At 60.4% G+C, this 14,299-nt stretch carries 13 protein-coding genes and 1 pseudogene; 3 read left to right on the plus strand and 11 right to left on the minus strand.

Going from position 1 to position 14,299, the window contains the following annotated elements; translation table 11 throughout:
* Positions 1-5 precede the first annotated feature (5 nt).
* From H1204_RS50650 to H1204_RS50680, 7 genes are read right to left on the minus strand one after another with little or no spacing between them, the layout of a single operon-like run.
* The gene (locus tag H1204_RS50650) at positions 6-629 is read right to left on the minus strand and encodes a toxin co-regulated pilus biosynthesis Q family protein (RefSeq protein WP_180736633.1); all 624 of its coding nucleotides are present in this window, start codon (positions 627-629) and stop codon (positions 6-8) included.
* 5 nt (positions 630-634) lie between these two features.
* Positions 635-1,063: a lytic transglycosylase domain-containing protein gene (locus H1204_RS50655; protein ID WP_180736634.1), complete on the minus strand. Its 429-nt coding sequence runs from the start codon at positions 1,061-1,063 to the stop codon at positions 635-637.
* Positions 1,060-2,325 (minus strand): TrbG/VirB9 family P-type conjugative transfer protein, encoded by a 1,266-nt coding sequence (locus H1204_RS50660; protein WP_180736635.1) that lies wholly within the window; start codon positions 2,323-2,325, stop codon positions 1,060-1,062. The genes H1204_RS50655 and H1204_RS50660 overlap by 4 nt, the downstream gene beginning before the upstream one ends.
* Positions 2,322-3,128 (minus strand): transglycosylase SLT domain-containing protein, encoded by an 807-nt coding sequence (locus H1204_RS50665; protein WP_180736636.1) that lies wholly within the window; start codon positions 3,126-3,128, stop codon positions 2,322-2,324. The genes H1204_RS50660 and H1204_RS50665 overlap by 4 nt, the downstream gene beginning before the upstream one ends.
* On the minus strand, positions 3,121-4,380 hold the full coding sequence (locus H1204_RS50670) for a TrbI/VirB10 family protein (protein WP_180736637.1): 1,260 nt from the start codon (positions 4,378-4,380) through the stop codon (positions 3,121-3,123). The genes H1204_RS50665 and H1204_RS50670 overlap by 8 nt, the downstream gene beginning before the upstream one ends.
* A 2-nt stretch (positions 4,381-4,382) precedes the next feature.
* Positions 4,383-5,264 (minus strand): TrbG/VirB9 family P-type conjugative transfer protein, encoded by an 882-nt coding sequence (locus H1204_RS50675; RefSeq protein ID WP_180736638.1) that lies wholly within the window; start codon positions 5,262-5,264, stop codon positions 4,383-4,385.
* A 5-nt stretch (positions 5,265-5,269) separates the two neighbouring features.
* A complete protein-coding gene (locus H1204_RS50680) occupies positions 5,270-5,983 on the minus strand; it encodes a type IV secretion system protein (protein ID WP_180736639.1) in 714 nt (237 codons plus the stop codon).
* Positions 5,984-6,510: 527 nt separating this feature from the next.
* Here H1204_RS50680 and H1204_RS50685 point away from each other — a divergent pair.
* Positions 6,511-7,968 (plus strand): hypothetical protein, encoded by a 1,458-nt coding sequence (locus H1204_RS50685; protein WP_180736640.1) that lies wholly within the window; start codon positions 6,511-6,513, stop codon positions 7,966-7,968.
* A 1,006-nt stretch (positions 7,969-8,974) separates the two neighbouring features.
* Here the strand turns inward: H1204_RS50685 and H1204_RS50690 are convergent.
* The 3 genes from H1204_RS50690 to istA are packed head-to-tail and all read right to left on the minus strand — an operon-like array spanning position 8,975 to position 11,446.
* Positions 8,975-9,190, minus strand: a complete 216-nt coding sequence (locus tag H1204_RS50690) for a hypothetical protein (protein ID WP_180729656.1) — start codon at positions 9,188-9,190, stop codon at positions 8,975-8,977.
* Positions 9,187-9,960 (minus strand): IS21-like element helper ATPase IstB, encoded by a 774-nt coding sequence (gene istB / locus H1204_RS50695; RefSeq protein WP_180729655.1) that lies wholly within the window; start codon positions 9,958-9,960, stop codon positions 9,187-9,189. Before istB ends, H1204_RS50690 begins: the two co-directional genes overlap by 4 nt.
* A complete protein-coding gene (gene istA / locus H1204_RS50700) occupies positions 9,947-11,446 on the minus strand; it encodes an IS21 family transposase (RefSeq protein WP_180735800.1) in 1,500 nt (499 codons plus the stop codon). Before istA ends, istB begins: the two co-directional genes overlap by 14 nt.
* Positions 11,447-11,651: 205 nt before the next feature.
* Here istA and H1204_RS50705 point away from each other — a divergent pair, with 205 nt between their 5' ends.
* A complete protein-coding gene (locus tag H1204_RS50705; protein ID WP_180729654.1) occupies positions 11,652-11,918 on the plus strand; it encodes a hypothetical protein in 267 nt (88 codons plus the stop codon).
* Positions 11,919-12,484: 566 nt separating this feature from the next.
* On the opposite strand, the pseudogene H1204_RS50710 reads toward H1204_RS50705, so the two are convergent.
* Positions 12,485-13,218: pseudogene (locus tag H1204_RS50710) on the minus strand (IS6 family transposase).
* A gap of 138 nt (positions 13,219-13,356) precedes the next feature.
* On the opposite strand from H1204_RS50710, the gene H1204_RS50715 reads away from it, so the two are divergent.
* A complete protein-coding gene (locus H1204_RS50715; protein ID WP_180736641.1) occupies positions 13,357-14,184 on the plus strand; it encodes a hypothetical protein in 828 nt (275 codons plus the stop codon).
* Positions 14,185-14,299 lie beyond the last annotated feature (115 nt).

Genomic DNA, 14,299 nt, shown 5'->3' on the forward strand with positions numbered 1-14,299 from the left:
CTTGTTTAATCCTGGCAGTTGGCTGCGCGTGCGACCACGCGAATAACGTTGTTGGTGTGTACGCAAACGCGCGTGGGGGTGCGCATATGGTTCGTGGCTCGCATCACCTGCGTGAGGACAGCGTCAAAATCGCCGCTAAACGTCGCGTTGAATTCGAGCGGCAGGTCATCGTCGATCTTCCAGGCGAGCTGCCAGCCTTGCTGCTGTAGCCAGCGGTCAAGGGCGTTACGCAGATTGATGTCCTGCGGCGTGATAGCGAACGACAGAACGCCAGCGGATGCAGGCGCCGGCGTTCCCGGCAGGACGACCGGCGTGACGGCAGTGGATGCGGGCGTTTGCAGTGCAGGAGCCGGCGGTTCGGGCGTGGAAGCCAGTACTGGCGGTAGCGATGCCTGCGACGAGGCAGTCCGAGCACCGGGACTGCCCGGGGGAGCGACCATCGCCAGCGTGGCAACAGGCGCTACCGGCGCCGTGGGTGCACCGAGCAACTGCCAGCCATCGCCTGAAGGCGGGGAAAGTTTTGACTGGGAAAACGACGCGGTCGTAAACCCCGTCATTGCGAGCAGTGCCAGGAACTGCGCGACCAGCGAGGCGCGACGACGGGAGGGCATGATGATCATTTGCTTCATGAGTTTCAGTGGGCCGCGCGCTGGATGCGCCGATAAATGTTGTTCGCGTACACCAGTTGCTTGTTGGTCGAGACGGCGTTGTACGCACCAACCGCCTTCCACGTCGGGCCGAACTGCCTGATGTTCGACGCAAGGATCCATGTACCGACGTAGCCGTTGACGCACGGGTTGAACAGGGACTCGCGCGTAATGCCGTAGCGCCTGAGCCTTGGAAGCCACGACGAGTTAATCTGCATCAGGCCAATGTCTTCCGAGCCATCCGTATTCACGTTGATCGCATTGCCGCGCATCCCTGACTCCTGTTGCGCGATCGCGCGAACCAGCATCACGTTGACGTGGTGATACTGCGCGGCATCATCGAGGCAATCGGCGAACGCCGGATGACTGCACATCAGGACAGGCACCATGAGCTTCGCGACCGATCGGACCTTCATGATTTCGGACGGTCGAAGAAGCGCACGTCATGCTTGCGCGTCACATTCACGACGTTGCCGTCCGCGTTCACGATGAACTGGTCGGCAGTGCCGTTAAACTTGTAATAGCGCCCCTTCTGCTCGCCCGATCCCATGTGAGCGACATCCGACACCTTCACATTGCCGACGGTGTCCGCAAACTTGAAATAGGTCGATCCTTCCTTGTCGAACACGCCCTCGAGGCCAGCGCTGTTTTTCGGCTCAAAGACGTACACAAGGCCCGCGACGCGCGCGACCTCAACACTGTCCGAACCGTTCGACACCACGAACCGCTCTGCCCGGTTAAATGTCACGACATTGCTTGAGTCGTCCCATTTTGGCTTGAGGGAATGCCCGTCCATGTCTCGAAAGACGAGCTCTTTTGCAGGCCTTTGTGAAAAGCGGATCTGGATGTGCGTGTCGTCGCCATCGCGGATCGCGATAGCCCCGAACTTCACCGCCAGCCCGTCCTGGGATTGCGCCTTGTCGGAGACCCCCGTCGCACCACTCGCGACTGCGGCCGCGGCAGAATCCGGCAGGACGCTCGCCGTCTGCGTTTCCCCAACGATGGGATCAGCGGGCGTGGCGCTCGCGACATAGTTCACACCGGTCGACTTGACGGCTGCACGACGCAGAGTGACGTGGTGCGCGGTGAAATCGACGTCCGCATAGAGGTCCACAGCGCCGAGCAGGCGGTCGAGCGACTGCATCCAGTTCTCGCCATCGCGCGTCGCGAAGCTCTGCGCGTTCGTGAGGTCCACGTCCTTCTGCGCGGACCCGGTCCACCCCTGCGGCACGAGTGCCTTGACCATCTGGGCGAGCGGCAACGTTGCGGTCATCGGGCGCGTCGTCTCCAGCCGCGGGCGTGCGCCGATAAGCGCAAGGCGGTTCGAGAAGCCCGCGAAACCGGCGGGCATGTCACCCCTACGGTTGCCCCGCTCGGACGTAAAACTGTTGGCCTTCTTCCAGCGCGCCGTTGCACTGGACCCACTGACCGAATATGAAATGACCTCGGGCGTGCCAGACACGACGATGTACGGGCCTTCAGTATGGCCGCCCTCAACCTTCAGGACCTGGCCCGCACGCGGTTGCAGGTATGTGTCGGTGCCATCGTTGAACACAAGCGCCGGGCGCTCGGTCATGTTGCCGTTGATCTGGTAGTCGAAGTCGAGCGGATCGGTGCTCGCAGCCGACGCGGAGAGTGACAACACTGCCAGCGCGATAAAGGATAGCGTCTGCTTCATAAGCCGCGGTCGAGTTGGGTGAGATGCTGGATGAAGCGCGCGAGATACTCGCGGCCCGGTTGGGGATTGGCACTGTGGTAGTAAGCCACCGCCCTCACCGCCGAATTTGTCTTGCGATAGTTTTCTTTGAGGATGTCTTCGGCAACGCGAATGTTGGTGGCGGGGCCGAGCGCGTCCCACGGTGAACCAAACCGCTGCCGGTGATAGCACCAATTCACCTGCATCAAACCAACGTCAAAGTCGCAACGGCCGTCGGCGATGAGAAATCGCACAGCCTTGTAAGCGTCCTCGCGTGTACGAAAGAAGAAGCCGCGACCCGCGACGTTCAGTGTCCAGGGCCAGGCGCGACCGTTGTACGCCGATTCATTCAGCGCGATACCCGCGAGGATCTTCGCGTCGACGCTTGTATGCATGACGTCGAATGGTGTCTGCGCAGACGCACAGGCCCAGCCGCCACGGCGCTCGGTCAACGCGGCCTGCGCTTCGTCGTCAAGCACTGCTGGCTGCAGCCACCCATTGCGCACCAGTAACGCCTGCAGGCTTTCCGGTGCGCCATCAACGAGAACAGATGCGAAGCCACGTGACCCATGCGTGATGCTTTGCCCTCTCAGCGGTTGAGCCCATGTAAGGAAGCGCTGGAGGCCGCATGCGTACACGGGCCTGCCGGGAAGCTCCAGCACGGACCGCTCGCCGTGTTCTTCAACGACAAAGCGCGTCGGGCTGATCACCGTCTCGATCACTGCGGCACGCGCCGACGAGCACGCGGCCGTCAGCAGCAGCGCAGCGATGGCGCGCCTAGTCATGGTACGGCTCCATCACGATGTCCTGCGTGACCTGCACCAGAAACTTTTCGCCGGGCTTGACCGTGATCGTCGGCGGGATGTTCTGGTTGCGTTGAAGCACGGCCTGGGCAGTCGTCGCGGCCACCTGCCCTGCGGTGCTCCCGGTGGTCGTTATGCCGATCGGGCTTGCCGTCGTGGAGGTCGTTGACCCATTGTCGAAGCTTTTCAGCAGTACAGCGGTGATGAAGCCCGCCCCGAAGATCGCCAGGAAGTGGTTGTTGACGTCGCCCGAGAATCCGGCGTACCCGTTCTGGTCAGCGCCCTGCATGCCGTTCATCGGCACGCTCTTGCCGTTGGGTAGTCGCAGACTGGTCGACGCGACTAGCAGCCGCTCCTGACCGACCTTGATGTCGGAACTGTACGCGCCGTTGATAAACGATCCTTTCGGAATCATCAGGCAGTCGCCCCGCAGGCTGTCATACACATCTTCGTCCACCATCAGTGCGACGCGCCCCGGTTTGTCGGAGTTCAGACCTTCGACAGTCTTGACGTGAATGTTGTGCGGAGGAGTCAGCGTGCAGCCGCCAGCCTGTCCGTTGAATGTTGTGCGCTCGATGCCGCCCTGCCCTGCCGTTTCTTTCAGGAACGCCTTGTCGCGGTCTTCTGGTGCCTGGCCCTGTTTGCCCAGCGCGAGCGCCATCGCATCTGCCGGGTTCTGCGCAGTGGAAGCCGCTGCGGCGCGCGCCGCACGAAAATCGTCCAGAGTGGGAACGCCCGCAGGCGTGGCGGTTGCAGACTGATTTGAATTACGGGAGGCGCCAGACTGCTTGAAAACCGACGAGGTATAGATCGCGTCCTGCTTGTTGCTGGCGGCGAGAGCTGCTGTGTCGCCACCGCCCGACCCCACCTCGCGCTGGAAATCATTGCCGGTCAGCATCGGCTTTACCGTCGGACGCTGCGCCGCTGCTGCATCCGACGCGGCGCGCGCGGCCGCCTCAGCTGCAGCCGCCTCCTGCTGCTGCCTGATCACCTTGTCGATGTCAGCGGTGCCTGCAGCGGGTACCTCCGTGCTGCTTTTAAGAGCCGTTGCCTTTTTCAGACGCGCTTCTTCCGCAGCCTGATCGCTCGCTTTCAGCTCGTAGTAGAAGCCCAGCGCGCCGATGATCAGTGCGGCCAGCAGCCCAATGCTCATGATGGCGTTGCGGGGCGTCTTGCCTTTAACGATCGCAGCCTGCTCGGCGTTGGGCGTCGCCTGTTCCGTCTTCTTGGCCACGATCAGAACACTCCGAACACGCGCCGGCGCCCACGCATCACCGTCACCTCATCCTTGCCGGAAACGAGGACGATCTCGTCAGCGAGGCGCTGGAACACAAGGAAGTCACCGCGGCGGATAAAGTTGCCGACGACGCGATCGCCGTGATCCTTGTACATCGGCACCGGCCAGGTCTGCGCTTTGGCAGGCATGCGCATCCAGATCGAGTGACCGTCATCGAAGACGACTTCGGGCTTGAATTCGGCGCTACCGTCGACTGAGTAATCCCAGTTCAGCTTGTCGGGCGCAACGGTAATCGCTCCCGAATCGCCGCCGCGCTCTCCATTTGCGGAGCCGCGCCCTGCTCCGTTCCCATCGTCGCGCGCGTCCGTCCGGGCCACCGGCGCGTGCGGATACTGGAAGCGCACCGTCTGATAGAAAAACCCGCCAGCTGGCGACGCGATGAGCGTGAAGTCATACTCGCGCCGGTTCGTCGTCAGGTGCAGCGTGTTGACGATGTCCGCCTCGTGCGGCTTGATGAACACGTGGTTCATCTTGTCGTCGTCGACCTCCCACTGGATGCTGTCGCCCATAGCCGGATCGGCAATCAGCTTCTCGCCCGGCTCGAGCTCGATCGTCGTGAGTTTGAGCGGCGCGGTGAGCACGCGAAAAATCTGGTCGCGGCTGTATGGGAAGACGCCGATGCGAGCGTCGCCTGGCATCGTGAGCGGGTCTGATCCACCGTTGAATGGATTAACCGGACTCATCGGGTCACCGGCAATCATCGCGGCGTTGAACGAACCGTTCTCCGTAGGCTTTTTGGCGTTCGCCGCGGTCATCGGCAACGCTGTTGCCGCGAGCAGGACAAGTAGGCCGAGCGCCGGCCGCTGAAGTCTGAAAGTCATGCTGTTCAAGCTCCACCGGTCCGCTCAAGGCGGAAAAACGGAATATAGATGCCGAAGGGATTGGCGGTGAGTGCTGCGTCGGCCGTTGGCGCGACGATCTGATAGCGCAGGGTCAGCGCATACGACTTGACCTCTGGCTTGCCGGAAGCGCCTGCCTGAGAGGTCGTCGTTGTGAATTCAACGAGGACCGTCTGGTCCTCCAGCAGCGCGATGTTGCGCACGTTCACTTCGCGGATCAGCTTGGGATTGGCCGAGATCTGCTGGAAAGGAGCGTCCTCGCGCAGCCAGCTTTTGAACTGGTCTGTGGCCGCGCCGATCATCTGTGCCTTCACCGAGTTGATGTTCAGCGACATACGCGACGTCTGAAGGCTGTCGGTCAGCACCGGCTCGATCGTGAACCAGCGGACGGCCATGTCACGCATGCTCGTGCGCAAGGCCTGCGAGTCGGGCTTGTAGGCAACAAGCTCAGTCACCACCGGATGACCGCTGACGTCGGCCGAGACCCCGACCACGCGAGTAACGGAAGGCGGCGGCTGACGCGTCCAGACCGCTCCGGCCGCGACCGCAGCGCAGGCGAAAGCGATGAGCATCCAGCGGTTGCTCTCGACCTTGAGCCGCGTGCTGGTCTCGAAGATGACTTTCGATGGATCTTCTTCCTCGGCATACATGCCGGGGGCCGTGGATAGCGCGGCCTGCCGCTTGTTCCTGAAAATGCGCATGGCAACCCTTGATGAATGGCTACCATTGAAACAATTTCTCACAGGCAATTTGCGGCAAAAGGCACAGAGTTTTAGCGGCCTTTTATGTTTGCCTCTTTTGCCGATTGATCCGGCCGAATTGCGGCGTGTAACGCGTTACGGATCAAACCGCGGAAAGACCACCTTTTTTGATAGTCTTTTCGGATCCGCTGGCTGCCACGTTGCGCTATTGTACGTACAGTTAATGTATCGTTTATTGCGGTGGTCTATAAACGATACACAAACCATAGCTGCATAATCAACGACTTAGCCACAAACAATGAAAAACGCGTTATACGTGTACGGGATCAGGAGAATTGCTTCACGTTCAAGGTGGCATTGATCTCCTCGAAGACCTCTCTCGCTGGCGTAGGGCTTGACGAGGCATAGTGTCCAGGCGCTAGCCCGGCAAGAAACCGACAAACGAAAGGCAACGGATTGGCGCGAGTTTTGGCTTCTTTTTTCCGGAGACTGAAGCTGCGTGCACTAACCGACGATCATGAGATTGAATGACCGAAATGAGTAACGCGGCTATTAGTAGGACCAACAGCTTAGGTGACGACCCGCTGGCGCTCGCGGCTCTGTATCGTGCAGGGCTTGGGCTAAAATGGGGAAGCCAAGCGGAGGCAGCAGAGAGACTAACGAGCTTGGGCCCCCGCGTTCGCCGGGCACAGATTCAACAAGCGCTAGCTGTTTCGGCATTTCCTGACGAGATTTTGGCGCTGTTTTCCGACGTTGGCATAGTGCACGAGACAGCCCGTCTACTCGTTCGCGCGAGGAATAAGAACGGTATCGCTTATCTAGTGAGTCGTGCTGCCCTCATTGATCCGGCTGGGAAGTCGCGTACTGAAATTTTGGCGCATCTATGCGGCACCCATCGCGCTTCCGGCTTTCGTGGAACATACAAGAGGGATAGCCCCTTGGCGCTGTACAGGCGCTATCTCGAAGGCGTTCGGCTGAAAACATGGGCAACGATGCGCGAAGCTGCCGAGGTGATGGGCATCGCGCATTCGCGAATCGTGTCGGCATCGGCCGTGGCCAATCTACCCAATGAGCTAACGAGTGTTCTCCCGGGGGATTGCCTGACCTTTGAAATGGGGCGCGCCATTGCAGACTTGGTAGCCGTGCGAGGGGTTGAGGCAATCCGCAAAGAGGCGGTAGCTGCCCGGAAGGTGGTACCACAGCCGAGCCCGCAACGTATGCTGGCGCGTCTTATGGGAATCGACGCTTCACAATTCCTTGCCAAGGTGCGGCGTGCGCCCGAGAGGCGCGGCCGACCGGGCCGTATATTCGTGGAGATACATCTCGACGCGTTGGATCCAGACAGTGAATCGCGCCTTGAAACGCTCGTGGGCTGTCTGAACGTGGAGTTCGCAGGCCGCGTGGCGAACGCTAATAGCGTGGCAGGAGCCAGTAGCGGCATCGTTAAGCCACGCGTAGATCCGCGCCGGCCGTATCTCGCTACGCAGCAGCAACGGCTTAACAGGCCAGCTCCTCTTTCCCGCCTTTCAACACCTCCGCACCTGTCCGGCTCTGTAGGATCGAACCGTGGCACTGCCATGCCTCCTGTTGGCGTTCACGACGATCGATCTGCGCTGGAGCATTGGCTGTCTGATTACCAGAACCCAACGACTCGGAACAGATATCAAAACGAAGTCGAACGTTTGTTGTTGTGGGCCATTATCGCGAAGGGAAAGCCGCTGTCGAGCATTGATGTCATCGATGCCGACGAATACATCAACCAGTTTGCCGTGGATCCTCAACCGCGATCTGTCTGGATAATGAAGGGGCGGCGCTCGCGCAATGAACCGACTTGGCGTCCCTTCCGTGGACCGCTCTCGTACGAGAGCCGGCGGAAAGCGCTCGAAACGGTGAGGAAGTGCTTCGACGATCTGGTTTCGTATCAATACCTCGCTGCGAACCCGTTCGAAACCGTTAGGATCGGTGCATCGTGCAGAACTACCTGAGCGCATCGAGCTATGCCGCGGCCGCAGAATTGATCTGCATCGCCATACGGTTCTTTAATTGCTTCCTGCAACGGAAAGGTAGGCAATTCTGGGAGCATTTTCCGACCGTTACCTCGCCCACAGTGCTTCAAAGTACTCGCGACAGCCTTGGCGTCACGCAGCCGACGGCGGCTCGGCTGCCGTCTCATGGATTTGCTGGCGACCGTCTACAGTTGCTGCAAACGTAAGACGCCCCGTCGGGTAATTCGAGATCAGATTGCCGATGTGGTATTCGACTATTTGCGATTGGCCGATGCCGGCGTCGACTGCTTCCTCATGTGTCGGTTCCGAGTCGTACCCGAAACTGAGAGTGAGGGTAAGCGGTTCTAAATGTGTAAACGCGGTTGTATATCTTAGAAACTGATCGGCCCACAAACGGCGCACGAACCCACGAATGACTGTTGAACCGCGCTCCCGAAGATCCTGTTCGATACAGCGTCCGCCGAGAACCGTATTACTAGCGGCGCCTTGCTTGCATCTGACTACGTTATTTCGCCCGTCTCGATGGACAAATTTTCGACCAAGTCAATTTCGTATCTGTCTGACGTACTAACGGAGATGCATGGCTGGTTTGACAGGAATCCTGAACTTATTATCGTTGGTAATTTTTTGACCCGAATCGCGTGCGCGTTATCGGTCAATTGATGACCGCTACCCAAACTTACAGCGTCTCTTGGCTGGACACCTCGATCCGTCGAAGCGATGACTTTACGAAAGAGCTCACAGACAAGACTGATCTGATCTCCCGCTCATTCTTTCCAAACCGAACGGTCAGGCAGCCGCCGAACTTCGCCATAGTGCGGACGCGCTTCTAAAGCGGATGGCACTTAGTGGGTGAAAGTTTCGCAAAACCCACCTGATGTTAGCGCCGGTGTAAAAGCGACGCTAAACGACGGCGCAAGGCTGAGCGGTTCACTCAAGTACAAAGGGGCCGCGCGGGCCCCTTTCGTTGTATGCGCAGCGTTGATCAGAACGGCGGGTCGTGCTCGTTGAACGGCGGCTCGCGTTGCCGGCGATCTTGGCGCAGGACCTGCTGCATGTCGGACAGATAGCGTGCGCAGATCACTTCACGCAGGTCGTCGAGCAGTTCAAACACGGCGAGCGCCTGTTCGGGCGTCCAGTCCGCGGGGACGATGAAGCTTAAGCCGCGGGTGCGGCCGGAAGGCAGCGGCGGGGCTTTCATGAGGACTCGCCTCCTTTGGCGGATTTACCGGGACTGCGCTGGCGGGCGCGTTTTTCGGCCCGTTCACGCGCTTCCTTCAAGCGATACGATTCGCCTTCGATCGGGATGACCTCGGCGTGATGCACGAGGCGATCGACGAGCGACACGACACAGGCGGCGTTCGGGAACACCTCGTGCCATTCGGCAAACGGTCGATTCGATGTAACGATGGTGCTGTTGTTCTGGTATCTCCGGCTGATCAGCTCGAACAGCAGATCGGCGTGGCGATTCGAGTACGAGAGGTAGCCGACCTCGTCGATTACAAGGACGTCGGGCGCAGCATAGCGATGCAGGCGCCGGCGCAGCGTTGAATCGCTATCGAGCGCAGCGAGTTCGCCCAGCATATTGCCGGCGGTGGTGAACAGCACCGTGTGTCCATGCACGAGTGCCTGATGCGCGACGTTCTTCGCCAGTGTCGACTTGCCCACGCCGTTTGGGCCGATGAGCACGACGTTCGCGGCGTCCTTCAGGAACCCGAGTGTCATCAGATCTTCGATGGCGCCGCGATCACACCGCGACGGCCAACTCCAGTCGAAGTCGCACAACGCCTTGAAGCCACCCAGATGCGCATCCTTGATGCGCCGCTCGAGTGATCGGCGCGCCCGTTCGTCTTCCTCCCACTGCACCAGCGGCGCGACCCACGGTTCATGCGCAACCTCGGGCCAGTGGGCAAGCAGCCCGTGCAAACGTAATTCCTGCGCACGCATACGTAATGATTCAAGCGAGCTCATCGGGACCTCCAGCAAGTTGATCGTAGGTATCGAGCCGGTGGGGTTGAACCGGCGCGTCCTTCTGGCGCACGTGCGGCGGTAGGCACACGGCCAGCGGCGGGGGTAATTGACGCGCTTCGCGACGGCGCTCCAGCGCCAGGCGCACGGCATTCGGGTGGGGCACACCGCTTTCGAGCGCATCGCCGATCGCGGCCTGCAATTGCGCGGCGCCGTAGCGATCGAGCATGCGCAGCAGCGCTGCCGTGATGGTGCCCAGGTTCGCACCGCGTTCGGCCGCGCGGCGCAGCAGATCCTGACTGGCGGGGGCGGCCCTGGCCAGGCGATCCATGCCACGATGATGGCGAGCCTCGCGTTTGACGCCGACGAGTGTCTCGATGTGAACCGGCTCTTCGATTTGCGCGCCGCGGTCGTAGCTGCGATCGTGACGCGCAATGACATCGGCACCGTCCAGCACGCGTACCTGCTCGAGATCGGCGCGTACCGTGAGCGTGCGCCGCACGTGCGTGTGCGGGATCGAGTAGTCGTTTAGATCGAAGCGTACATAGGGCGTCTTCCCGACCTTGACGGCGAGCGTTTCCTCAACAGGATACGGGTTCTGCGGTAGCGCAAGCAGCATCGGCTGCTCCTGGGCAAACGCCTGGCGCACACTGATCGCTCGATCCTCCGGGCACGGGCGATCGGCTGCCTGCGTGCGGCACCAGTGCTCGGCTTGCGCATTCAGATCGTCCAGATCGGTGAACTGCCTGGCCGCGAAGAACGCGTCGCGGACATGACGAATTGCACGCTCGACGCGGCCCTTCTCGTTGCCGCGCGCAATCGCCACCGGTCTCGGTTCGAAGCGATAGTGCGCGGCGAAGGCGAGCAGCGTCGGGTGGAAACGAATGGCGTCCCCCTGGCGTTCGAGCACGGCGCTCTTGAGGTTATCGTAGAGGATGACCCTGCCGAGCCCGCCCCAGCGGGTGAAGGCGCCGATATGACCGCGCAGGAAGTTCTCCATGCGCGCGTCGAGGAAGAAGCGCAGATACAGGTCGCGCGAGTACGAGAGCACCATCACGAAGGCCATCAAGGGCCGGCGCGCGCGGCCAATTTGCAGGTGGCCGAAGTGCCCCCAGTCGCATTGCATCTGTTCGCCGGGCAAGGTGCGCAACCGCAGATACGCTTCGGCAGCCGGGCGTGGCCGATGCAGCGAGATCAGATGCCGGAAGTGCGTGGGGCCACCTTGATAGCCGCGCTCGCGCACCATGCCGTACAGGCGGCTGGCGGTAAGCGTTGGGTACTTCTCGAGCGTCTGGCGAATGAACGGCAGGTACGGCTCGATCATCGAAGAGCGCGGCGCCGGACCGTGGCGCGGTAGGCCAGCCTGTGCGAGCACACGTTTGACAGTCCCGCGATGCACGTGCAGTTGCTGCGCGATCGTGCCGCAGCGCCACTTCTCGACGTGGTAGAGCCGCAGGATATGGGCTTCGAGTTCAGCGTCAATCGTCACCGTCAGAGCCTCCTCGGAATCGGTAGATGCAATGAGGAGCTCGACGGCGCAACGGGCCAAGGCGCACGAACGGCGAACAGGCACAGCCGCATAGGTGGCAATGCTTCGTCGCCGGTACCGAGGTTGTGACGCGACGATGAGTGCCAGCGGCGTGCATCGAGTCCGCTGGCAGTAGAGCACTGGGCGCCGTCGCAGGTGAACCGTGATGCGTCACTTTATTGCGTTGCGCCCGATAGCGACGGGCGCGCTGCGCATGGGCAAGACGCCCGCGGCGAGAGCGCTGGTAACGTTGAGCCGCTTCGCGCAAGCTGGCGCGCCGGGCTGCTTGCGCACAGCCGCCGGCGCAATAGATCTGGCCTCGATCACATCGGCGGCAAATGAACACCTGCGTGCGGCAGCGGGCGCACAGGAAGAAACGGCCCGTGGGCAGCATGCCACCGGCATTGCCTTCGGTCATCGGCGATCCCCGTAGAACGCCGAAGACAATGCGATAGACAGGGGCGCACGAGCCGTGGAATACTGCGGCTGCACGCGCTCCTCTGTTAAGCCCCGTGGCTTTGCATTGCGACTTGTGTGGCGCGACTCCGGGGTGAACTTGGCGGTTTACCGGTGTCGCGCCAGTGGTTTCTTCGGCGCTGCGCCTTTCTACCGCAACCGCTCCCCGCCGTCATCCTCAACGCGCTTTGCGCGTCTGCACTCGCCCTACGGGCTCCTTACGACGCACAAAGCGTCATCGATACCCTGCTGTACGTGTTCCCCACACACTGCTCAACGAGAATAGGTCGTCTAACGGCTCAATTCCGAAACGCCGTCGTTTAGTGTCGGATTTAGACCGGCGTTCACACCTGACTATAATCGACTCGCAGGTTTAGGTTTCTTGCTGCCGGCGCCTCATCGGGCGCGCAACGCCAATTAGTCCAAGCTACAGTCAGCCGCTCTAGGAACGAACATGGACGACAAAGAGTTTTCCCCCGCCGTAATTTCGGCTCTGTCAACTTATCGAGACTGAGGCGGAAAGACGGCAGGAAAAAGCGTCCCTCAGAACACGTAGGACGGATTTTGGGTAACGTTGGTGAGTTCGCACCAGGCAACGAATCGCGCCGCGAGCTGTCTGCGATAGAGTGAAGCGCGCAGCAGATGCCGCTTGAGCGCGAAGTGTTGCCTGATCGGCCCGAAGCACGAGAGAAATTTCTGTGTGCGTTTCGGGTCGCGAAAGCCGCGCATGCGACGCTCGCGTTCGCGCGTTGGTTGGTGGCTGTTCTCTGCGCGATTGTTCAGTCGGGCCGCTGGTTTGACGAACACGTGCTTCACGTTCGCAAGTTCCGGGATCTCCGCTTTTGCCGCCGGATAGCTGCGCAACTGATCGGTGACGATCTTGCGCGGTACCGGGCTCGAGCGCAGCACACGCTTGAAGAAACGTTTGGCCGCGGCTTTGTCGCGCCGCTTTTGTAGCAGGATGTCTAGTTCGGCGCCATGCTCGTCAACCGCACGCCACAGCAGGTGCGGTTCACCACGCAGCGCGACGAACATCTCGTCGAGGTGCCACGTGCTACCCGGCTTGCGTCGCGCAGCTTTGACCCGGTGAGCAAAGCCCTTGCCAAACTTATCGCACCAGCAACGGATTGTCTCGTATGTCACGGACACGCCCGCTCGAAGAGCAGTTATTCGATGTCGCGCAAGCTCAACTGAAAGCGGAAATACCAGCGCACAGCGCAACTGATGACCTCGGCTGGAAAACGGTGACCGTAATAGAGCGACTTCGATTTCTTCATCACGCCATCTTACGTGACCGGGCCATCAACCTGACAACGCCCTTGGCGGGCATGGGACAGCCTGTTTCACGCGTCTTTTCAGTGCTTACGCCGAACAACTCCGTTAGACACTCCGTCCGTTACTCGCGAACCCGAACCATGCACACCAAACGCACTATCGCCGACCCTCTCCATCTCGCGGCGCTTTATCACGCGGGGTATGGCGTTCAATGGAATTCGTACAGAGAAGCAGCAACAGCGTTGGCGACCCGGTTCAAGATGAACATCGGTTTTGCGCGAATTCGCGAAGCAGTTGCGGTTTCCGAACTCCCATCAGAAATACTTGCGATTTTCAACCAAGTCGGGCTGGTCAATCGCACCGCGCGCAAACTCGTGAAAGCTGCGAAGACTGAGGGGGTGTCTACACTTGTTGCTCGCGCAAGGATAGTGGATTCATCGGGGAAGTCGCGGGCGACTCTAACGGCTGCACTTGTTTGCGGTGAGGTTGCTTTCGAACGATCGACGCGGCTCTACAAACCTCTTTTGCTCGCGAAAACTTACAGCGATGGCCTGAAAGAGGGCGAGTGGGCGTCCGCAAAAGAGGCCGCAGAAACACTCGGGATCGACCGGCAGACCGTTGCTAAAGCGATTTCGATCGCTACGTTACCGCGCGAGGTGCTGGCATTGTTTCCCGACGTGGGAGTTAACTTGGGAGAGCGACTTGTTCATCTAACGAAGATCAGGGGGAGCGAGAAGATGAAAGCTCTCGCTATAGAAGCCAGTCGCACCATTCCAAGGCTATCTCAGGAAGAACTGATTGGCCATTTTGTTGGCCTGGCCCGCAATAAGGCCAAGGTAAATCTCCGGAAGTCGGGCGGCAATCTGGTTTTGGAGTACCACCTCGGACAGATCAACGAGGTGGCCGAATCAAAGATTTCTTTGATGGCTGCCTTGTTGAACGCTGAAATACCGACTCGACCGAAATAGACCACCGGCAGGTACGCATCTGGGCGCCATCAGCCGGGTCGGTCTCCAAATCAAAAGGCGAAACGCGGAGGTGGATCCGCGACGCGGCCACCTTCAGCGGTGCACGAGACGCATG

Origin of the sequence: Paraburkholderia sp. PGU19 (assembly GCF_013426915.1) — a bacterium.
Lineage (GTDB): Bacteria > Pseudomonadota > Gammaproteobacteria > Burkholderiales > Burkholderiaceae > Paraburkholderia.

Bases quoted from the DNA above. Each gene is read 5' to 3' on its own strand.
- H1204_RS50675 (WP_180736638.1), bottom strand. From the start codon at position 5,264: ATGACTTTCAGACTTCAGCGGCCGGCGCTCGGCCTACTTGTCCTGCTC.
- H1204_RS50690 (WP_180729656.1), bottom strand. From the start codon at position 9,190: ATGAAAGCCCCGCCGCTGCCTTCCGGCCGCACCCGCGGCTTAAGCTTC.
- H1204_RS50650 (WP_180736633.1), bottom strand. From the start codon at position 629: ATGAAGCAAATGATCATCATGCCCTCCCGTCGTCGCGCCTCGCTGGTC.
- H1204_RS50685 (WP_180736640.1), top strand. From the start codon at position 6,511: ATGACCGAAATGAGTAACGCGGCTATTAGTAGGACCAACAGCTTAGGT.
- H1204_RS50655 (WP_180736634.1), bottom strand. From the start codon at position 1,063: ATGAAGGTCCGATCGGTCGCGAAGCTCATGGTGCCTGTCCTGATGTGC.
- H1204_RS50660 (WP_180736635.1), bottom strand. From the start codon at position 2,325: ATGAAGCAGACGCTATCCTTTATCGCGCTGGCAGTGTTGTCACTCTCC.
- H1204_RS50715 (WP_180736641.1), top strand. From the start codon at position 13,357: ATGCACACCAAACGCACTATCGCCGACCCTCTCCATCTCGCGGCGCTT.
- H1204_RS50680 (WP_180736639.1), bottom strand. From the start codon at position 5,983: ATGCGCATTTTCAGGAACAAGCGGCAGGCCGCGCTATCCACGGCCCCC.
- istB (WP_180729655.1), bottom strand. From the start codon at position 9,960: ATGAGCTCGCTTGAATCATTACGTATGCGTGCGCAGGAATTACGTTTG.
- H1204_RS50705 (WP_180729654.1), top strand. From the start codon at position 11,652: ATGCGTCACTTTATTGCGTTGCGCCCGATAGCGACGGGCGCGCTGCGC.
- H1204_RS50665 (WP_180736636.1), bottom strand. From the start codon at position 3,128: ATGACTAGGCGCGCCATCGCTGCGCTGCTGCTGACGGCCGCGTGCTCG.